The following is a 19,471-nucleotide window of genomic DNA, read 5'->3' on the forward strand; positions in this document are numbered from 1 at the left end:
TGTCTGCCTCATGATCCGTGCCGCGACGCCCGCCGACGTTCCCGTCATCCTGGAGATGATCCGTGAGCTCGCCGCGTACGAGCGCGCGACCGAGCACGCCCACGCGACCGAGGAGCAGCTCCACGAGGCCCTGTTCGGAGCGCATCCCGCGGTGTACGCCCTCATCGCTGAGACGGCCGAGACGACCGGGGCCGACGGGAGCACCAGGACGGCCGAGGGCGCTCCGGTCGGCTTCGCCCTGTGGTTCCGCAACTTCTCGACCTGGACGGGCACCCACGGGGTCTACCTGGAGGACCTGTACGTGCGCCCGGCGGCCCGGGGGGCCGGGCACGGAAGGGCGCTGCTGGCCGAGCTGGCACGGATCTGCGTGGAGCGGGGCTACCGGCGCTTCGAGTGGTGGGTGCTCGACTGGAACCGGCCCTCGATCGACTTCTACCGGTCGCTCGGTGCCGAGCCGATGGACGAGTGGACGGTGTTCCGCATGAGCGGCGAGCCCCTGCGGGCCCTGGCGGCCCGGGCGGAGGAGCCCGCCCCCCGCGCGGGGGGCGGGCCGGTAACGGGGGCCCGTGCGGAGGCACGGAGCAACGCAGCGTAATCTTCTTGGAATTGATACCGCCACACCTCTAGCCACGGACAGTGCCCATGTGTTTACGATGGGTGACGTCCCTGGTGCGGGGCGGCGCGCGGCCGTCCGTGGGACAGCATGCCACGGATCGCGATAGCGTCGCAGGCGGACCATCTGCTTCGCGCCGGCCCGGCCCCCTGGTCGCCCGGGAGGCCGGCGGAAGTTCGGGGCAGGCCAACCAGTTTGTGCCACCTTGGAGGTGAGGGTGTCCCAGATCGTAGGTGCGGACAAGGACTTCGTCGAGGTCCGGCTGCCCGCGGCGGGTGCCTATCTGTCGGTGCTGCGCACGGCCACCGCCGGTCTCGCGGCCCGCTTGGACTTCACCCTCGACGAGATCGAGGACCTGCGCATCGCCGTGGACGAGGCGTGCGCGATCCTCCTCCAGCAAGCGGTCGCGGGGTCCGTCCTCAGCTGCGTCTTCACTCTGGTGGGAGACTCACTGAGAGTGACGGTCTCGGCGCCCACGACGGACGGTCGCGCGCCCGAGCGCGACACCTTCGCCTGGACGGTGCTCTCGGCACTGGCTGGCGAAGTGGACTCGGCCGTGGCCGAGGACCGCACGGTCAGCATCAGCCTGCACAAGAAGCGCGGCGCCGGCCCCGGGGCATCGTGACCGATGCCGAAGGGCCGGCCCGGGACGAGGGGGCCGGTATGAACGACCTGGAGCACAATGCGCCGGTCGGCCGCCACGACATGGCGGCGGATACGGCGATCCCGGAGCAACAGGCCCGGCCACATCCGGCCGACCTCGGCCGGCTTCCGGAGCGGGCGCAGCGGACGGAGGCCATGGACGAGCAGCCGGAGGAGCACGCCGCGGACGTCCGGCCGGGCGGCCACGGTGCCGCCGACCACGGCACCGCCGGGCAGGGCGGCGCGGCCCGCCAGCAGGCCGCGCAGGACCGCCACGGGGCCCGGGAGCTCTTCGTCCGGCTGCGCGGTCTGCCGGAGGACTCCCCCGAGCGGGCGGAGCTGCGCAACCGCCTCGTCCGCATGCACCTGCCGCTGGTCGAGCACCTGGCGCGCCGCTTCCGCAACCGGGGCGAGCCGCTGGACGACCTGACCCAGGTCGCGACGATCGGCCTGATCAAGTCCGTGGACCGGTTCGACCCGGAGCGGGGTGTGGAGTTCTCCACCTACGCCACCCCCACCGTCGTCGGCGAGATCAAGCGGCACTTCCGGGACAAGGGCTGGGCCGTGCGCGTCCCGAGGCGGCTGCAGGAGCTCCGGCTCTCCCTGTCCTCGGCGACGGCCGAGCTCTCCCAGCAGCACGGCCGCGCGCCGACCGTGCACGAACTCGCGCAGCGCCTGTCGATCTCCGAGGAGGACGTGCTGGAGGGGCTGGAGTCGGCCAACGCCTACAGCACCCTCTCCCTCGACGTGCCGGACACCGACGACGAGTCCCCGGCCGTCGCGGACACCCTGGGCGCCGAGGACGACGCGCTGGAGGGCGTGGAGTACCGGGAGTCGCTGAAACCCCTGCTGGAACAGCTCCCGCCCCGGGAGAAGAAGATCCTTCTGCTGCGGTTCTTCGGCAACATGACGCAGTCGCAGATCGCCCAGGAGGTCGGCATCTCGCAGATGCACGTGTCCCGCCTGCTGGCGCGGACGCTGGCCCAGCTGCGGGACAAGCTCCTCGTGGAGGAGTGAGGCCCGGCCCACCCCCGCCCACCATGTGACGGGTCAGCCGCCCCGCACGGCCCCGACGCCGAGGGCGGCGGCCGCCCTCGGGTGGAACAGGCAGACCAGCCCGGCCGCGGCCGTGGCCGCGACGGCGAGCCCGGCCGGCACCCACAACCCCGAGGCCGAGGCCATCTGCCAGCCGACCGGCAGGGCGATCAGCTGGGTGAAGACGGCCGGCCCCCGGCTCCAGCGGCGCAGCAGCCAAAGGCCCCGCGCCGTGGCCAGCGGCAGCACGGCGAGGGCGAGCACGGTGACGGCACCGGTGACCGCCTGCAGGAGGCCGTCCGTGCGGTCCCCGGTCAGGGGGAGGACGAGCATGGCGATGCCCACACCGAGGACGGCGAGCCCCTCCAGCGCGACCAGTCCGGCGGCGACGGCGAGCCGCGTGGGCCGCTCGGCGGCCTTCTGCCCGTCCGGCGCGCCACTTCCGGGCACCGGCTCCCCGGTGGCGGCACGCGGGGCACGGCGCCCCCCGGCGGGCGTCTGACGCTTGTCTGCTGTGCTCACACCCGCCAGCGTAACGGCCCGCCGTTCCGGGACGCGGGGAAGCGCGGGCCGCTGCGGGTGGGCGGGAACGGCAGGGCGTATGGGCGGGAACAGCAGGGCGGGTGGGCGGGAGCAGGGAGCATTCACTCCTACTCGGTAACCTGCACCCCATGCGCGCACTTCTCGTGGTCAACCCCAAGGCAACCACCACCAGTGCGCGGACGCGGGACGTACTGGTGCACGCGCTGGCCAGCGACCTCAAGCTGGAGGTGGCGACCACCGAGCACCGGGGGCACGCCCGCGAGCTGGCCCGGCAGGCGGTCGAGGGCGGGGAGACCGAGCTGGTGATCGCCCTCGGCGGCGACGGCACGGTGAACGAGGTCGTGAACGGGCTCCTCTGCCACCACGGCCCGGACCCGGAGGGGTTGCCCCGGCTGGCCGTCGTCCCCGGTGGGTCGACGAACGTCTTCGCCCGGGCCCTGGGGCTGCCGAACGACGCCGTGGAGGCGACGGGGGCCCTGCTGGGTGCCCTGGAGAGCGGCAGCGGCAGGACGGTGGGGCTGGGTCTCGCGGCCGGGACACCGGACACGGACGACGCCGGGGTGCCGCCGCGCTGGTTCACGTTCTGCGCGGGCTTCGGCTTCGACGCCGGGGTCGTCGGCCGCGTCGAGCAGCAGCGGGAGCGGGGGAAGCGCTCGACGCACGCCCTCTACATGCGGCAGGTGCTGCGGCAGTTCGTCGGCGATCCGCATCGCCGCAGGGGCACGATCACCCTCGACCGGCCGGACGGGGAACCGGTGGCAGGTTTGGTGGCGTCCATAGTGTGCAACACGGCTCCTTGGACGTTCCTGGGGAACCGGCCGGTGTACGCGGCCCCCGAGGCGTCGTTCGACACGGCACTTGACGTGCTCGGACTCACCCGGCTGTCGCCGGTGGCGGTGACCCGTTACGGCACCCAGCTGCTGACGTCCTCGCCGGAGCGGGGCCCGCGCGGCAAGCACGCTGTGTCACTGCACGACGTGTCGGCCTTCACCTTGCATTCGCAGGTGCCGCTGCCGTTTCAGATGGACGGTGACCACCTGGGACTGCGAACGAGCATCAGCTTCACAGGTGTTCGGCGTGCACTGCGTGTGATTGCATAAGTGGAAGGGCCGAAAGTCCTTCCACTCGAACGTTTAGGCCAGCCTCCACCCACTAGAAGTACGGCTGTGAGGCAAGCGACACCAAGGAATCAAAAAAAACTTGCCGGAAGGGGTTGTATCCACCGCCGAGGTTTGCGAATCTCTTCATGGCGATCGGGACAGCGCCTCCGGCAGCCCCCGAGTCAGCCCGAACCCCCTCTTCAAAGCCGATGCGACCAGCGTCACATCTACTGGTCGACCCTTCCTTTGTCGGGGGATTCGTGAAAGCGTTCACATTCACAAGCCACGTACCAACGCGTAGGAGATGGAGCAGCCATGGACTGGCGTCACAACGCCGTTTGCCGCGAGGAAGACCCCGAGCTCTTCTTCCCCATCGGCAACACCGGTCCTGCGCTGCTGCAGATCGAGGAAGCCAAGGCCGTCTGCCGCCGCTGCCCCGTTCAGGAGCAGTGCCTGCAGTGGGCCCTGGAGTCCGGTCAGGACTCCGGCGTCTGGGGTGGCCTCAGCGAGGACGAGCGTCGCGCGATGAAGCGCCGCGCCGCCCGCAACCGCGCGCGTAAGGCGACCGCCTGACGACGCCCGGCCTGGCCACCCGCTGCCCCGAGCCGCAGCACGCAGTGCCGGCGACACACCGCTAGCATCCGCACGTCAGCCCGAGCCCCGGCTCCGACCCCACGGTCGGACCCGGGGCTCGATGCTGTGTCCGGGCCCGCCCCGCCCCTCCGGGCCGCCTGCGCCCGGGTGCCGGGTCAGCGCTGGTCGGTCGTGACCGGGAGGTCGAAGACGACGCGCGTGCCGCGCCCGGCGGCCGGGACCATCTCGAACGTGCCGCCCAACTCGCCCTCCACGAGGGTCCGGACGATCTGCAGGCCGAGGTTCCCCGAGGTGCGGACGTCGAACCCGTCCGGGAGCCCCCGGCCGTCGTCCAGCACCGTCACCAGCAGCCGCGCGTCCTCGCCCCCGGACGGCCCGGGGCCGCGCACCGCGCCCACCTCCAGCGTCCCCTGCTCGCCCGACCCGTAGCCGTGCTCCAGGGCGTTCTGCAGCACCTCGGTCAGCACCATGGACAGCGGAGTGGCGACCTCGGCGGGGAGGATGCCGAAGCGGCCCGTGCGGCGTCCCGTGACCTTGCCGGGGGCGATCTCCGCCACCATCGCGAGGACGCGGTCGGCGATCTCGTCGAAGTCGACGCGCTCGTCCAGGTTCTGCGACAGCGTCTCGTGGACGATGGCGATGGAGCCCACCCGGCGCACGGCCTCCTCCAGGGCCTCCCGCGCGCTGCTGTCCCCGGTGGCCCCGATCCGCCGCGCCTGGAGGCGCAGGAGCGCGGCCACCGTCTGCAGGTTGTTCTTCACCCGGTGGTGGATCTCACGGATCGTGGCGTCCTTGGTGATCAGCTCGCGCTCCCGGCGGCGCAGCTCCGTGACGTCGCGCAGGAGGACGAGGGAGCCGATCCGGGTGCCCTTCGGCTTGAGCGGGATCGCGCGCAGCTGCACCACGCACTCGTCGCCCTCGATCTCGGCCTCCCGCGGCGCCCAGCCGCTGGCCAGCTTCACCAGGGACTCGTCCACCGGGCCCTTGGCCGGGGCCAGCTCGGCCGTCGTCTCGCCGAGCTGGAGGCCGACGAGGTCGGCGGCGAGGCCGAGCCGATGGTAGGCGGAGAGGGCGTTGGGGCTCGCGTACTGGACGAACCCGTCGGCGTCCAGCCGGATCAGGCCGTCCCCCACGCGTGGGGAGGCGTCCATCTCGACCTGCTGGCCGGGGAAGGGGAACTCCCCCGCCGCGATCATCTGTGCCAGGTCCGAGGCGCTCTGCAGGTAGGTCAGCTCCAGCCGGCTCGGGGTCCGGACGGTCAGCAGGTTGGTGTTGCGGGCGATGACGCCGAGGACGCGGCCCTCGCGGCGTACGGGGATGGACTCGACGCGGACCGGCACCTCCTCGCGCCACTCCGGGTCGCCCTCCCGGACGATGCGGCCCTCGTCCAGCGCCGAGTCCAGCAGCGGCCGGCGGCCGCGCGGCACGAGGTGGCCGACCATGTCGTCCTGGTAGGAGGTGGGCCCGGTGTTCGGGCGCATCTGCGCGACGGACACGTACCGGGTGCCGTCCCGGGTGGGCACCCACAGGACGAGGTCCGCGAAGGAGAGGTCGGACAGCAGCTGCCACTCGGAGACGAGCAGGTGCAGCCATTCGAGGTCGGACTCACCGAGCGCGGTGTGCTGGCGTACGAGGTCATTCATGGAGGGCACGCTGCGAGCCTAGCGGGCGGGCCGGGAAGCACTTCGGGCCGCGGCGCCTGGGTGAGACCCTCAACTCACCCGGCACCGCAGCCCGGAGCGACCTGAGACCCGGGCGCGGTCAGGGCAGAGAGCACCGCGGATCTCGTTCCACCCTCCTGTGCGGGGAGGGCAGAGGCTTTCGCCGTTACCACCATTGTGGACTAGACCACTGAGCCTGTCCATGGTCCGGGGCGACCCGCGCGGCTCCGGCGTCGCCGATTCTCGCGCAGGTGTGGTCTCAGTGGGTCTCGGTGACCTTCGCCAGGGCCCTGGGTGCGTCCGGGTCCTGGCCACGCGCGATGGTCACCTCGTAGGCCAGCATCTGGAGGGGCAGGATCTCCAGAATCGGCTGCAGCTCCTCGCGCACCCCGTCCACCGGCAGGACGAAGCCCGCCGAGGCGGCGTCCACCTGCGGCTTGGGGCCGACGACGACGAGGTCCGCGCCACGGTCGCGCAGCCGGTCCAGGACGGGCTGCAACGCCTCCCCGCCCTTGCCGTCGGTCACGATGGCGATGACGGGCGAGACGTTGTCGACCATGGCCAGCGGCCCGTGCAGCAGGTCCGCGCCGGAGTAGGACAGGGCGGGGATGTAGCTGGTCTCCATCAGCTTCAGCGCCGCCTCCTTCGCCGTCGGGTACCCGAACCCGCGCGAGGTCAGGACCATGCGCTCGGCGAAGCGGTACCGGCCCGCCAGGTCCTTGACCTCCGCACGGCGATCGAGGATCTGCTCGGCCAGCTCCGGCAGCGCGGCGGCGGCCCCGGCGCCGTCACCGCCGCGCAGGCCCTCGACGAAGAGGTACAGCGCCAGCAACTCGGCGGTGTAGGTCTTGGTCGCGGGGAGGGCCTTCTCCTCACCGGCCAGCACGTCGATGTGGAACTCGCTGATCTCCGCCAGCGGCGACGCGGCGTTGTTCGTGACGGCCAGGGTGATCGCGCCGGCGTCCCGGGCCGCCCGGGTGGAGGCGACGAGGTCGGGGGAACCGCCGGACTGGCTGACGGTGATGACCAGGCAGTCCGTGAGGTCCGGCCGGGCGCCGTACGCCGTCGTCGTGGACATGGAGGTGAGCCCGCAGGGCTTGCCCAGCAGGACCTCCAGGAGGTACTTGGCGTAGAGCGCCGCGTTGTCCGACGTGCCGCGTGCGGTGAGGAGCACGAAGCGCGGCTCGCGCGCGGCGATCTGCTCGGCGACCGCACGGATCCTCGGCGCGCCTTCGGTCAGGATGCGGCGCAGAACGGCGGGCTGTTCGGCCATTTCACCGGCCATGATCCGACCGGTCGTGGCGGTCATGCGGGGTGCCTCCAGTTGGCGTGGTGCGGTTGTTCCGGATTCAGCCGTCGGTCCGGCGGCCGGCGACGACCTCGGCGGCGGCGCGGGCACAGACGCGGGCCGCGCCGTGCGTCGCGATGTGCGGGGCGCCCACGGGCGGGGCCTGCGGGAGTCCCATCTCGACCACGACGGTGTCCGGACGGGCGGCGAGCAGGGCGTCGAGCGCGGCGGCCATCCAGGAGTGCCGGTGGGCGTCGCGGACCACGGCGACGATCCTACGGTCCCCCGCCTCGGCCAGCACCTCTCCGGCCAGCGCGGGAACGCCCAGCGCCTCGGCCTCCGCCTGGCTCCAGGAGCCGGTGCCGGTGCCCGGCAGCAGCCGGGTCAGCTCGGCGGCCAGCCCCCACGGCGTCTCGTCACCCACCGCGATGTTCGCGACGGGGGTGCACGCGGCGACGTAGACGGGCTCCTCGCAGGGCACGAACGGCGTCGGCCCCTGCGTCACCCGTACCGCGCGGCGGGCGGCGGTGAGGCCCACCTCGGTGTCCTCAGGGGTGGGCTCCGGCAGCGGACGGGCGGCGGCGCGGCGCGTCCATTCGGCCAGGTCGCGCACGCGGGCGGCGGCGTCGGCGAGGCGTTCCGCGGGCAGCTCGCCCTCCTGCACGGCGCGCACGACGGCGTCGCGCAGGCGCAGCACGATCTCCTCGTCGGCCAGGTTGCCGCCGACGCAGATGGCGTCGGCCCCGGCGGCGAGCGCGAGGACGGTGCCGTGCTCGATGCCGTGCGTGTCGGCGATGGCGCTCATCTCGACCGCGTCGGTGACGATGAGCCCGTCGAAGCCGAGCCCGCCGCGTTCGACGGACGCGCGCAGCAGCCCGGTGAGGGCGGCGTGGCTGAGGGTCGCGGGCCGGTCGGCGTCGAGCGCGGGGAGCAGGATGTGGGCGCTCATGACGACCTTGCTGCCCGCCGCGACGGCGGCCCGGAAGGGGACCAGCTCCCGGACGCCGAGCGTCGCGAGCCCGACGTCGATCCGCGGCAGCGCGTGGTGGGAGTCGACGTTGGTGTCACCGTGCCCGGGGAAGTGCTTCGTGCAGGCCGCGACCCCGGCGGCCTGCATCCCCTCGACGTAGGCGGCGGTGTGTCGGGCGACGAGCTGCGGGTCCGCGCCGAAGGACCGCACACCGATGACGGGGTTGTGCGGATTGGAGTTGACGTCGGCGGAGGGGGCCCAGTTGAGGTTCACCCCGCAGGCGGCGAGCCGGCGGCCGAGCTCCTGCGCGACCGTCCGGGTGAGGTCCGGGTCGTCGACGGCGCCGAGGGCGAGGTTGCCGGGGAAGGAGGAGCCGTTGCGGACCTCCAGCCGGGTGACGTCACCGCCCTCCTCGTCGATGGCCACCAGGACGTCGGGGCGCACGGACCGCAGCTGGGCCGTGAGTGCGGTGAGCTGCTCGGGCGACTCGATGTTGCGGCCGAAGAGACCGACGGAGGTCAGGCCGTCGTCCAGCCGCCGCAGCAGCCAGTCGGGGGCGGTGGTGCCGACGAAGCCGGGTTGCAGGACGGCCAGGGCGTCCCGGAGGAGAGTGGTGGGGGCGGGGGCGAGAGTGGTCACGTCGCTATCCCTTCACCGCGCCGGCGCTGAGCCCGCCGACGGCACGTCGCTGGAGGAAGAGGAACAGGAGGAGCACGGGTAGGGCGAAGAGCGAGGACGCGGCCATGGTCGCGCCCCAGTCGTTGCCGAACGCCGACTGGAACTGGGTGAGCCACAGGGGCAGGGTGTACGCCTCGGGGTCCTTGTTCAACACCAGCACCATGGCGAACTCGTTCCAGGCGGTGATGAAGCCGAAGAGCGAGGTGGACATCAGGCCGGGGGCCAGCAGGGGGAAGATCACCTTCATGAAGGCCTGGGTGCGGCTGCACCCGTCGATCATCGCGGCCTCCTCCAGTTCCTTCGGCACGGCGGCGATGAAGCCGCGCAGCGTCCAGATGGTGAAGGGCAGGACCATCACGAAGTAGATGAGCGTCAGGAAGCCGATGCTGTTGAGGACGTCGGCGTCCCGGGCGATCAGGTACATCACGATGACCATGACTTCCCAGGGCGCCATCTGCGCCATCATCACCGCGAGGACGAGCCCCTTACGGCCCTTGAACCTCATCCGGACGATGGCGAAGCTCGCCGCGAGGGCGACCACGAGCGCGAGGGCCACGGCGCCCACGGTGACCAGGACGCTGTTGCGGACGAACGTCCAGAACAGGTCGACCTCGGTGGCGGTGCCGTAGTGCTCGAACGTGGGCGAGAAGAAGAAGGTCGGGGTCTTGGTGAGGACCTCGGTCGCCGGCTTGAAGGACGTCGAGAACATCCAGTAGACGGGGAAGATGAAGAGGGCCGCCAGGACGAGCGCGAGGGCGTTGGGCCAGATGCCGCGCAGGGTCTTGCGCCGCTTGGCGCGGGCCGCGTCCCGGTCCGGCGTTCCGCCGTTCTTCGGAGTGACGGCGTCGGGGGCCCCCGCCGGTCCGGCGAGGGTGGTGGGGTGGCTCACTGCTCGTCCTCCTGCTTGAGGATCAGGCGGAAGTAGAACGACATCGCGACCATGAGGAGCAGGATCGTCAGCACGGAGGCCGCGGCGGCCACACCGAACTTCATCTGGCTCATGCCCTCGACGTAGGCGAAGACGGGCAGCGTCTCGGACTCGCGGTTCGGACCGCCCGCGTTGAGCGCGTAGATCTGCGCGAACGCCTTGAAGACCCAGATGATCTCCAGAAACGTGGTGATCAGGAAGAACGGCTTCAGCATCGGGAAGACCACCGAGCGGAAGATCCGCGCGTTGGAGGCACCGTCCATCCGGGCGGCCTCGTACAGCTCGCCGCTGATCGTGGTCAGGCCCGCGTACATGTTGAGCGCCACGAAGGGGACGGACGCCCACACGATGAGCACGGTGACGATCGCGAGCGTCGAGAATCCGGTGTCGAACCAGTTGTGCTGGTCGTAGCCCTCGAAGCCGAGGCTGCGCATCACCCAGTTCATGACGCCGAACTGGGTGTCGAAGAGCCAGCGGAAGACGGTGGCGGAGGCGACGATCGGCATGGCCCAGGCGAGCACCAGGGATATCGAAAGGACCATCCGCATCTTCTTGCCGAGGCGGTTCAGCAGCAGGCCGACGAGGGTGCCGAGGACCATGATCAGCACCACGTTGACCGCCATGAAGACGAACGTGCGCCAGACGACGGTCCAGAACATGTCGTCCTGGAGGAGCTCCGTGTAGTTGCCGAGCCCCGTCCACACCGTGGTGCGGGAGATCATCTCGATCCGGCCGAGCTGCTGGAGCGAGACCACCACGTTGCGGATGAGCGGGTAGCCCAGGAAGACGGCGAGGGCGACGACGGCCGGCCCGATCAGCACATAGGGCAGCCACCCGCTGGGCAGGGAGCGCCTCGGGCGTGGTGATGGTTCGGCCGGCCCCGGCGCCGGGTCACGCGGAGGCGGCTCCTCGGCTACGGGGGTGACGCCCTCGGTCTGCACGGTCATGGTCTTCTTCCTCGGCTACGGGCTGCGGAGGGGGAACGGGGTCCGGCGTGTCCCGGCCGGCGGGTGGCCGGCCGGGACACGCCGCGTCGGGCGTCAGCCCTGGTTGATGCGCTCGGTGATGGTGGTGTCGGCGTCCTCACCGGCCTTCTGCGGGTCCGAACCGTTGAGCACATTGGTCATGTACTGCTTGATCGGGTTCGGGTCGGTCTCGACGTTGGCCCAGCCCGGGGTGACGGGGGTGATGCGGCCGACGTCCGCGGACTTGACCATGGCCTCGGCGAAGGAGCCCGGCTCGGGGGTGACCTGAGCGGCCTCGGAGTTCGGCAGCAGGGCACCGCCGGTGGCCTCGGCGTACTTCTTCATCCACTTCTCGGAGGTCGCGAGCTTCAGCCACTCCTGGGCCAGCTCCTTGTTCTGCGAGCGCTCGGAGACGGCGAGGTTGGAACCGCCGAAGAAGACGTGACCCGGCTGGTCGGCCGTCTTGCCGGGGATCGGGAAGTAGCCGAAGTCGGCCTCGCCGCCGGCCTCCTCGATGGCCGCCTGCGCGCCGCCGGCCTCCCAGCCCAGACCGATCCAGGACGCGACGTCGCCCTTGGGGACGATGTCCGTGGACTGCTGGGGGGTGGCCTCGTCGATGTCGGTCGGCGCGTTCGAGTAGGCGGCGAGCTCCTTGTAGAAGTTCATGGCCGCCTCGCCCTCGGGGGTGGCCAGCGAGCCCTTCCACTGGTCGCCGTCCTGGACGGCGAGGTCGCCGCCCTCGTCCCACAGGAAGCCGGAGTAGACGTACCAGCTCTGACCGGGCAGGTAGATCGGCTGGGCGTCCGTCTCCTCCTCGATCTTCTTCAGGCCGTCGAGCCACTCCTCGCGGGTGGTGGGCGGCTCGACGCCGGCCTCCTCGAAGATGCTCTTGTCGTAGATGACGGCGCGGTTGGCGGCGTACCAGGGGGCGGCGTAGAGCTTGCCGTCGAGCTCGGCGGAGGGGATCATCCCCTCGTTCCAGCCGTCGTAGCCCAGGTCGGCCTTCATGTCGGTGAGGTCGGCGAGACCACCGGTGACCGCGTAACCGGCGGTCTGGGTGTTGCCGAGCTCGATCACGTCCGGCGGGGCGTCCTCGGAGAGGGAGGTGGTGATCTTCTCCTGGATGCCGTTCCACTGCTGTTCCTGGATCTCGACGGTCACCCCCTCGTTGGCCGCCTCGAACTCCTTGTTCAGCTCGGTCACCCACTCCTCGGGCGCGGAGCCGTCCATGACCCAGACGGTCAGCGTCTTGTCGCCGCCGCCGGAGCCGTTGTCGCCGCCGTCACCGTCGTCCGAGCCGCAGGCGGACACGCCGAGCATCGCCGCGACGCCGATGGCTGCTATGAGCTTGCGCTTCACGTCACCCTCCCAGGGATGGAAACCTCCCGCCCACCGAGAAGACATACGACGAGGTAGTGCCTGTGGGACTGGGATTGGTCTTTAATGGTTTAGACCAGTTCCCGCAGCTTGGCCTAGACCTATAGGGGTGTCAAGAGTGGACAGGAAGGGCCGTCCGGTCCGTTACCGGAACGACATCTGTGCCGGAGGATTCCCCTGGGAAACCGTCGTGCCAGGATGTGAGGCCGTTACGCACGGAGTCGGAGGAAGCCGGTGACGGCAGCAGGACGACAGCAGGCAGGGCATCCGCCCCTCGGGGCCGGGGCCACCGCCGGGACGGTGAGCGCCGAGGAGCAGGGCGCCGATCCGGGGACACCCGCGCAGGGCGCCGCCCGGGTCGCGCGCGTCCCCAAGTACTACCGCCTCAAACGGCACCTGCTGGAGATGACCGAAACCCTGCCCCCGGGGACGCCCGTTCCCCCCGAGCGTACGCTGGCGACCGAGTTCGACACCTCGCGCACCACGGTCCGGCAGGCCCTCCAGGAGCTCGTCGTCGAGGGACGCCTGGAACGCATCCAGGGCAAGGGCACGTTCGTCGCCAAGCCCAAGGTCTCCCAGGCCCTCCAGCTCACCTCCTACACCGAGGACATGCGCGCGCAGGGACTGGAGCCCACCTCCCAGCTCCTCGACCTCGGCTACGTCACCGCGGACGACCGCCTGGCGTCCCTGCTCGACATCCCGCCCGGCGGGCGCGTCCTGCGGATCGAGCGGCTGCGGCTGGCGAGCGGCGAGCCGATGGCCATCGAGACGACGCACCTCTCCCAGAAGCGCTTCCCCGCCCTGCGGCGCAGCCTCATGAAGTACACCTCGCTCTACACCGCCCTCTCCGAGGTCTACGACGTCCAGCTCGCCGAGGCCGAGGAGACGATCGAGACCTCGCTGGCCTCGCCCCGGGAGGCCGGGCTGCTGGGCACGGACGTCGGGCTGCCGATGCTGATGCTCTCAAGGCACTCCTACGCACGCGACGGAGAGCCGGTGGAGTGGGTGCGCTCGGTCTACCGGGGCGACCGCTACAAGTTCGTGGCCCGCCTGAAGCGCCCGCAGTAGGCCCGGTTCCCCCTCCACCGCGCGGCCGCACGGGGCGCGCGCCGGCCGGACTTCGACCGCTCGGCGCGCAACTCGACCGTTCGTCGTCCCACCCTCGTGTGACCCTAGTGACGGCTCCATAGGCGCTCACCTAGGGTTCCCCCGCACCTAAATGATCACAGGGCGGAGGGCCGGAAGATGACCGAACCCGCAGCACCATCCGATCGGGGGACGGTGGGGCGTGGCAGTCCGTCACCGGCCCAGATCGCGATCTGGACGGCGGTGGCGCTCGCCGGTGCCGTCGGCTGGGCCATGCTCGCGCTCTCCCGTGGGGAGGAGATCTCGGCCGCCTGGATGGTCGCCGCGGCGCTGGGCACGTACGCGATCGGCTACCGCTTCTACTCCCGCTTCATCGCCTACCGGGTGCTGCGGGTGGACAAGACCCGCGCGACACCCGCCGAGCGGCTCGACAACGGCGTCGACTTCCACCCCACCGACCGCCGGGTGCTCTTCGGCCACCACTTCGCCGCGGTGGCCGGAGCGGGCCCGCTGGTGGGCCCGGTGCTCGCCGCGCAGATGGGCTACCTGCCCGGCACGATCTGGATCGTCGTCGGGGTGATCCTCGCGGGCGCCGTGCAGGACATGGTGACCCTCTTCTTCTCCACCCGTCGCGACGGCCGCTCGCTGGGCCAGATGGCCCGGGACGAGATCGGCCCGTTCGGCGGTGCGGCGGCGCTCGTGGCCGTCTTCGCCATCATGATCATCCTGCTGGCGGTGCTGGCCCTGGTCATCGTCAACGCGCTCGCGGAGTCGCCGTGGGGCGTCTTCTCCATCGCGATGACGATTCCCATCGCCCTCTTCATGGGCTTCTACCTGCGGGTGCTGCGCCCCGGACGCGTCACCGAGGTGTCCGTCGTCGGTGTCGCGCTACTGCTGCTGGCGATCGTCGCGGGCGGCTGGGTCGCCGAGTCGTCCCTCGCCGAGACCTTCACCCTCTCCAAGGGCACCCTCGTCCTGTGGATGATCGCCTACGGCTTCCTCGCCTCGGTGCTCCCGGTGTGGATGCTGCTGGCCCCGCGCGACTACCTCTCCACGTTCATGAAGGTCGGCACGATCGCGCTGCTGGCCCTCGGCGTCTTCATCGCCCTGCCGACACTGAAGATGCCGGCCGTCACCGACTTCGCCTCGCGGGGTGACGGGCCGATCTTCGCCGGGTCGATGTTCCCGTTCGTCTTCATCACCGTCGCGTGCGGCGCCCTCTCCGGCTTCCACGCGCTCGTCTCCTCGGGCACCACACCGAAGATGATCCAGAAGGAGACGCAGGTCCGCATGGTCGGCTACGGCGCCATGCTCACCGAGTCGTTCGTCGCGATCATGGCGATGATCACCGCCTGCATCATCGACCCGGGGCTCTTCTTCGCCGTCAACGCACCCGTGGGCGCCATCGGGGACTCCGTGCAGTCGGCGTCGGAGGCCGTCGCGGGCTTCGGGTTCAGCATCTCCCCCGAGGCGCTGACGGCGGCGGCCGAGTCCGTCGAGGAGGAGTCGCTGCTCTCCCGCACCGGCGGCGCGCCGACGTTCGCGCTCGGCATGTCGGAGATCTTCTCGGCCGTCGTCGGCGGCGCCGCGATGAAGGCGTTCTGGTACCACTTCGCCATCATGTTCGAGGCCCTGTTCATCCTCACGACGGTGGACGCCGGTACCCGGGTCGGCCGCTTCATGCTCCAGGACACCCTGGGCAACCTCTACAAGCCACTGCGGGACGTGAGCTGGAAGCCGGGCGTGTGGCTGACGAGCGCGATCGTGGTCGGCGGTTGGGGCTACTTCCTGTGGGTGGGTGTCCACGACCCCCTCGGCGGTATCAACCAGCTCTTCCCGCTCTTCGGCATCGCCAACCAGCTCCTCGCCGCCGTCGCCCTGGCGGTGTGCACCACGCTGCTGGTGAAGTCGGGACGGCTGAAGTGGGCGTGGGTGACCGGCGTCCCGCTCGCCTGGGACGTCGCCGTGACGCTCACCGCGAGCTGGCAGAAGATCTTCTCCGGCGACCCCCGGGTCGGCTTCTTCACCCAGCGGAGCATCTACCAGGAGGGCATCGACAACGGTGAGGTGATCGCCCCGGCCAAGGACATGGACGAGATGCACACCATCGTCACCAACTCGACGGTCGACGGCGTCCTGTGCGCACTCTTCGCCCTCCTGATCATCGTCGTCATCGTCGACGCGGGCCGCGTCTGCTGGAAGGCGGTCCACGCGCCGGAGACGGTGAAGCTGCACGAAGCCCCCTACCAGCGCTCCACCGTGGTGGCCCCGGCCGGGCTCTTCGCCACCAAGGAGGAGAAGGCGGAGATGGCGGCGGCAGCGGCCGCCGGGGACGGCGGCGGCCCGGGGACGGAGCGGCCGGTGGGAACGCGCTCGTGAGCCTGTCGGCACGGGTGCGGGCGCTGGCCGCCCGCACCCGGTGGTACTGGCGTGAGGCGACGGGGGAGGCCGCCTACGACCGCTACGTCGCCCACGCGCGCGCCCACGACCCGGACGCCCCGGTGCTCAGCCGCCGCGCCTTCGAACGCCGCCGCACGGACGCCCGCGAGGCCGACCCCCGCGAGGGCTTCCGCTGCTGCTGACCCCCGGCCCGCCGGTGGGCCGCCGTTCCCCCCATGGCGGCGGCCCACCGGCGCCCGCACCGTCCCGCACCGCCCGACCCCGTGCCGATGACCGTGTTCGAAAAGACCCGCACGATGTCCGAGCCGTGCAGGAGACTGGCCCCATGGACGTCACCACGGATCTCACCGTGCGCCCCGCGCGCCCGGAGGAACTGGACGCGATCGGGGAGCTGACCGCCGAGGCCTACCTCGGCGACGGCCTGCTGGACTTCGGCGAGGAGGACCCGTACCTGGCGGAGCTGCGGGACGTCCGGCGTCGCTCCCTCCACGCCGAGGTGCTGGTCGCCGCCGACGAGCGGAACGGCGAGGTGCTGGGCGCCGTCGCCTTCGTCGGCGAGGGCGGCCCGTACGCCGATCTGGCCGGGACCGGCGAGGGCGAGTTCCGGATGCTCGCGGTGCGTCGCGAGGGCCGGGGGCGCGGCGCCGGGGAGGCGCTCGTCCGCGCCTGCGTGGAGCGGGCACGGGAGCGGGGGCTCGCACGGCTGGTGCTCTCCAGCCAGGCGGGCATGGAGCCCGCGCACCGGCTCTACCGGCGCCTCGGCTTCGTCCGCACCCCCGAGCGGGACTGGGAGCCGCTGCCCGGCTTCGGTCCCCTGTGGACGTTCGCGCGGGAGCTGGCGGCGTGAGGCGCTGACGCTCCCCTCCCCCGCCCCCTTCGGTGCGCGACACCGTGGGACACAACATGTAGGGGTGCCGGGAGTTGTCGCCCCTACATGTATGCTCGACCCGCTGTCTTAGCAGGGGAATCCGGTGGGAGTCCGGAGCTGTCCCGCAACGGTGTGCACGGTGCCGCAGGGTGCCGCGCGAGCCCGAGTACCTGCCGACGGCGCAACGATTCGTCCGGGCCTCGTGGAATGGGCCGGGGGACGTTCCGCGGTGTGTTCCGCCCGTAGTGGCGGCCGGTCCGTGTGCGCCTGCCCGCCTCCCGCGCGGCCCCGCACAGCGAGGGAGAGCACACCCCGTGACCATCGCATCCGCGGAACCCGCGTCGGCGGAGTTGTCGCGCACGCTGACGGAGCTGACGGCCGACCTGCCCGCGCTCTCGCCTGCCGCGGTCGCCGAGGCGGCGCTGCGGGGCGCCCGTCGCGCCGCAGGGACGGGCGAACTGCACGCGCTGGCCGTCGAGGCGGCCGCCGGCCTCATCGGTGAGGAGCCGCAGCACTCCCGGCTCGCCGCCCGGCTGCTGACCCTGGCCATCCGCCGGGAGGCGGCCGAGGAGGGCGCGGTGTCCTTCTCGACGTCCGTGGCCGCCGGGCACTCCGCCGGGCTCCTCGCGGACGCCACGGCCGGCTTCGTCCGCGCACACGCCGACGCGCTCGACGCCCTGGTGGATCGGGCCGTGGCCGAGGGCGCCGACGACCGGTTCGAGTACTTCGGGCTGCGGACGGTCCACTCCCGCTACCTGCTGCGCCACCCGGTCAGCCGCCGCGTCGTCGAGACGCCGCAGCACTTCCTGCTGCGGATCGCGTGCGGGCTGGCCCCGGCCGACGGCGGGGAAGCGCTCTCCGAGGTCGCGGAGCTGTACCGGCTGATGAGCTCCCTGGCCTACCTGCCCTCCTCCCCCACCCTCTTCAACTCCGGCACGCGGCACCCGCAGATGTCGTCCTGCTACCTGCTGGACTCGCCCCGGGACGAGCTGGACTCGATCTACGAGCGCTACCACCAGGTCGCACGCCTCTCGAAGCACGCCGGCGGGATCGGGCTGTCGTACACGCGGGTGCGCGCACGGGGGTCGCTGATCCGGGGCACCAACGGGCACTCGGGCGGCATCGTGCCCTTCCTGCGCACGCTGGACTCCTCGGTCGCGGCCGTCAACCAGGGCGGTCGGCGCAAGGGCGCGGCCTGCGTCTACCTGGAGACCTGGCACGCGGACGTCGAGGAGTTCCTCGAACTGCGCGACAACACCGGCGAGGAGGCCCGCCGCACCCACAACCTCAACCTCGCGCACTGGATCCCGGACGCGTTCATGCGCCGCGTGGAGGCCGACGAGGACTGGTCCCTGTTCTCCCCGGTGGACGTGCCGCACCTGCCCGACCTGTGGGGCGAGGAGTTCGACGCCGCGTACCGCGAGGCCGAGGCCGCCGGGCTGGCGGTGCGCACCGTCCCCGCCCGGCAGCTGTACGCCCGGATGATGCGCACGCTGGCGCAGACCGGCAACGGCTGGATGACGTTCAAGGACGCCGCCAACCGGACGGCGAACCAGACCGCGCGGCCCGGCTCCGTCATCCACTCCTCCAACCTCTGCACGGAGATCCTGGAGGTCACCGACGACGGCGAGACGGCGGTGTGCAACCTCGGCTCCGTCAACCTCGCCGCCCACCTGACGGCCGACGGGCGGATGGACTGGGAGCGGCTGGACGCCACCGTCCGCACGGCCGTGACGTTCCTGGACCGCGTCGTCGACGTCAACTTCTACCCCACCGACGAGGCGGCCCGGTCCAACGCCCGCTGGCGTCCGGTCGGACTCGGCCTGATGGGCCTGCAGGACGTGTTCTTCCGGATGCGGCTGCCCTTCGGCTCGCCCGAGGCGCGGGAGCTGTCCACCCGGATCTCCGAACGCGTCATGCTGGCCGCGTACGAGCGCTCCGCCGAACTGGCCGAGCGGCACGGCCCCCTGCCGGCCTGGGAGGACACCCGCGCCGCGCGCGGCGTGCTGCACCCCGACCACTACCCGGACGCCGAGCCCGCCTGGCCCGAGCGGTGGCGGGCGCTGCGCGAGCGCGTCGCCCGCACGGGCCTGCGCAACGCCCTGCTGCTGGCGATCGCGCCGACCGCCACCATCGCCTCCATCGCGGGCGTCTACGAGTGCGCGGAACCGCAGGTGTCCAACCTGTTCAAGCGCGAGACGCTCAGCGGGGAGTTCCTCCAGGTCAACGCCTACCTGGTGGCGGACCTGAAGCGGCTGGGCCTGTGGCACGAGGAGACCCGCCGAGCGCTGCGCGAGGCGAACGGCTCGGTGCGGGAGCTGCCCGGTCTGCCGGAGGAGTTGCGCGAGCTGTACCGCACGGCGTGGGAGATCCCCCAGCGCACGCTGATCGACATGGCGGCCGACCGCACCCCGTACCTGGACCAGAGCCAGTCCCTGAACCTGTTCCTGGCCGCCCCCACCATCGGGAAGCTCAGCTCGATGTACGCCTACGCGTGGAAGCGCGGCATCAAGACGACGTACTACCTGCGCTCCCGCCCGGCGACGCGCATCGCCCCGTCGGCCCGGGGCGCCGAGGCGACGGCCGCCCCGGCCCCCACCCCCGTCCCCGCTCCCGCGCGGGCGTCCGGCCCCGACGCCGACGCCTGCTCGCTGGAGAACCCCGAGTCCTGCGAGGCCTGCCAGTGACCGCCAAGAACCTGCTCGACCCCGGCTTCGAGCTGA

Annotated in this window: 17 protein-coding genes and 1 riboswitch; of the genes, 10 read left to right on the forward strand and 7 right to left on the reverse strand. The window is 71.7% G+C overall.

The genetic code is table 11. The features are described 5' to 3' along the window. Window positions 1-10 precede the first annotated feature (10 nt). The 3 genes from V6D49_RS07165 (at window position 11) to V6D49_RS07175 (ending at window position 2,272) form a co-directional block, all read left to right on the forward strand. A complete protein-coding gene (locus V6D49_RS07165) occupies window positions 11-595 on the forward strand; it encodes a GNAT family N-acetyltransferase (protein WP_340558106.1) in 585 nt (194 codons plus the stop codon). Window positions 596-830: 235 nt separating this feature from the next. After that, window positions 831-1,238 carry an anti-sigma regulatory factor gene (locus V6D49_RS07170; protein WP_269735903.1) on the forward strand — a complete coding sequence of 136 codons (408 nt, stop codon included), beginning with the start codon at window positions 831-833 and terminating at the stop codon, window positions 1,236-1,238. A gap of 38 nt (window positions 1,239-1,276) precedes the next feature. Next, on the forward strand, window positions 1,277-2,272 hold the full coding sequence (locus V6D49_RS07175) for an RNA polymerase sigma factor SigF (RefSeq protein ID WP_340558107.1): 996 nt from the start codon (window positions 1,277-1,279) through the stop codon (window positions 2,270-2,272). Between the two features lie 33 nt (window positions 2,273-2,305). Here the strand turns inward: V6D49_RS07175 and V6D49_RS07180 are convergent, their stop codons facing one another. After that, the gene (locus tag V6D49_RS07180) at window positions 2,306-2,812 is read right to left on the reverse strand and encodes a hypothetical protein (RefSeq protein WP_340558108.1); all 507 of its coding nucleotides are present in this window, start codon (window positions 2,810-2,812) and stop codon (window positions 2,306-2,308) included. 149 nt (window positions 2,813-2,961) lie between these two features. Between V6D49_RS07180 and V6D49_RS07185 the strand changes: the two genes are divergently transcribed. Both V6D49_RS07185 and V6D49_RS07190 read left to right on the forward strand, forming a co-directional pair. After that, the gene (locus V6D49_RS07185; protein WP_340558110.1) at window positions 2,962-3,933 is read left to right on the forward strand and encodes a diacylglycerol/lipid kinase family protein; all 972 of its coding nucleotides are present in this window, start codon (window positions 2,962-2,964) and stop codon (window positions 3,931-3,933) included. A 315-nt stretch (window positions 3,934-4,248) separates the two neighbouring features. Then, on the forward strand, window positions 4,249-4,506 hold the full coding sequence (locus V6D49_RS07190; protein WP_191211014.1) for a WhiB family transcriptional regulator: 258 nt from the start codon (window positions 4,249-4,251) through the stop codon (window positions 4,504-4,506). 176 nt (window positions 4,507-4,682) lie between these two features. Here V6D49_RS07190 and V6D49_RS07195 read toward each other — a convergent pair whose 3' ends face one another. The 6 genes from V6D49_RS07195 to V6D49_RS07220 form a co-directional block, all read right to left on the reverse strand. Further along, window positions 4,683-6,170, reverse strand: coding sequence for a PAS domain-containing sensor histidine kinase (locus V6D49_RS07195; RefSeq protein ID WP_340563749.1), 1,488 nt, complete (start codon window positions 6,168-6,170; stop codon window positions 4,683-4,685). A 277-nt stretch (window positions 6,171-6,447) separates the two neighbouring features. Beyond that, window positions 6,448-7,497: an SIS domain-containing protein gene (locus V6D49_RS07200; protein WP_340558112.1), complete on the reverse strand. Its 1,050-nt coding sequence runs from the start codon at window positions 7,495-7,497 to the stop codon at window positions 6,448-6,450. A 40-nt stretch (window positions 7,498-7,537) separates the two neighbouring features. Further along, the gene (locus V6D49_RS07205) at window positions 7,538-9,085 is read right to left on the reverse strand and encodes a glycoside hydrolase family 3 protein (RefSeq protein WP_340558114.1); all 1,548 of its coding nucleotides are present in this window, start codon (window positions 9,083-9,085) and stop codon (window positions 7,538-7,540) included. A 4-nt stretch (window positions 9,086-9,089) separates the two neighbouring features. Continuing rightward, complete coding sequence (locus V6D49_RS07210; RefSeq protein WP_340563752.1) at window positions 9,090-9,902, reverse strand: carbohydrate ABC transporter permease; 813 nt, start codon at window positions 9,900-9,902, stop codon at window positions 9,090-9,092. A 107-nt stretch (window positions 9,903-10,009) separates the two neighbouring features. Then, on the reverse strand, window positions 10,010-10,999 hold the full coding sequence (locus tag V6D49_RS07215; RefSeq protein WP_340558116.1) for a carbohydrate ABC transporter permease: 990 nt from the start codon (window positions 10,997-10,999) through the stop codon (window positions 10,010-10,012). A 93-nt stretch (window positions 11,000-11,092) separates the two neighbouring features. Next, window positions 11,093-12,376 carry an extracellular solute-binding protein gene (locus V6D49_RS07220; RefSeq protein WP_340558118.1) on the reverse strand — a complete coding sequence of 428 codons (1,284 nt, stop codon included), beginning with the start codon at window positions 12,374-12,376 and terminating at the stop codon, window positions 11,093-11,095. Window positions 12,377-12,694: 318 nt separating this feature from the next. Here V6D49_RS07220 and V6D49_RS07225 point away from each other — a divergent pair, with 318 nt between their 5' ends. The 5 genes from V6D49_RS07225 (at window position 12,695) to V6D49_RS07245 (ending at window position 19,435) form a co-directional block, all read left to right on the forward strand. Next, window positions 12,695-13,462 carry a GntR family transcriptional regulator gene (locus V6D49_RS07225; RefSeq protein ID WP_340563755.1) on the forward strand — a complete coding sequence of 256 codons (768 nt, stop codon included), beginning with the start codon at window positions 12,695-12,697 and terminating at the stop codon, window positions 13,460-13,462. Between the two features lie 177 nt (window positions 13,463-13,639). After that, window positions 13,640-15,859: a carbon starvation CstA family protein gene (locus V6D49_RS07230; RefSeq protein WP_340558120.1), complete on the forward strand. Its 2,220-nt coding sequence runs from the start codon at window positions 13,640-13,642 to the stop codon at window positions 15,857-15,859. 2 nt (window positions 15,860-15,861) lie between these two features. Further along, window positions 15,862-16,062: a YbdD/YjiX family protein gene (locus V6D49_RS07235; RefSeq protein WP_445330624.1), complete on the forward strand. Its 201-nt coding sequence runs from the start codon at window positions 15,862-15,864 to the stop codon at window positions 16,060-16,062. 143 nt (window positions 16,063-16,205) lie between these two features. Then, window positions 16,206-16,727, forward strand: a complete 522-nt coding sequence (locus V6D49_RS07240) for a GNAT family N-acetyltransferase (RefSeq protein ID WP_340558124.1) — start codon at window positions 16,206-16,208, stop codon at window positions 16,725-16,727. Window positions 16,728-16,781: 54 nt separating this feature from the next. Next, a riboswitch (cobalamin riboswitch) is annotated at window positions 16,782-16,940 on the forward strand. A 122-nt stretch (window positions 16,941-17,062) separates the two neighbouring features. Beyond that, on the forward strand, window positions 17,063-19,435 hold the full coding sequence (locus V6D49_RS07245; protein WP_340558126.1) for a ribonucleoside-diphosphate reductase subunit alpha: 2,373 nt from the start codon (window positions 17,063-17,065) through the stop codon (window positions 19,433-19,435). Window positions 19,436-19,471 lie beyond the last annotated feature (36 nt).

It is taken from the genome of Streptomyces sp. GSL17-111, from assembly GCF_037911585.1.
Classification (GTDB): domain Bacteria; phylum Actinomycetota; class Actinomycetes; order Streptomycetales; family Streptomycetaceae; genus Streptomyces.

What these genes read in the sequence shown, in the direction of transcription:
- V6D49_RS07165 (WP_340558106.1), top strand. Translation starts at nt 11, where the DNA reads ATGATCCGTGCCGCGACGCCCGCCGACGTTCCCGTCATCCTGGAGATG.
- V6D49_RS07175 (WP_340558107.1), top strand. Translation starts at nt 1,277, where the DNA reads ATGAACGACCTGGAGCACAATGCGCCGGTCGGCCGCCACGACATGGCG.
- V6D49_RS07185 (WP_340558110.1), top strand. Translation starts at nt 2,962, where the DNA reads ATGCGCGCACTTCTCGTGGTCAACCCCAAGGCAACCACCACCAGTGCG.
- V6D49_RS07190 (WP_191211014.1), top strand. Translation starts at nt 4,249, where the DNA reads ATGGACTGGCGTCACAACGCCGTTTGCCGCGAGGAAGACCCCGAGCTC.
- V6D49_RS07195 (WP_340563749.1), bottom strand. Translation starts at nt 6,170, where the DNA reads ATGAATGACCTCGTACGCCAGCACACCGCGCTCGGTGAGTCCGACCTC.
- V6D49_RS07200 (WP_340558112.1), bottom strand. Translation starts at nt 7,497, where the DNA reads ATGACCGCCACGACCGGTCGGATCATGGCCGGTGAAATGGCCGAACAG.
- V6D49_RS07215 (WP_340558116.1), bottom strand. Translation starts at nt 10,999, where the DNA reads ATGACCGTGCAGACCGAGGGCGTCACCCCCGTAGCCGAGGAGCCGCCT.
- V6D49_RS07230 (WP_340558120.1), top strand. Translation starts at nt 13,640, where the DNA reads ATGACCGAACCCGCAGCACCATCCGATCGGGGGACGGTGGGGCGTGGC.
- V6D49_RS07240 (WP_340558124.1), top strand. Translation starts at nt 16,206, where the DNA reads ATGGACGTCACCACGGATCTCACCGTGCGCCCCGCGCGCCCGGAGGAA.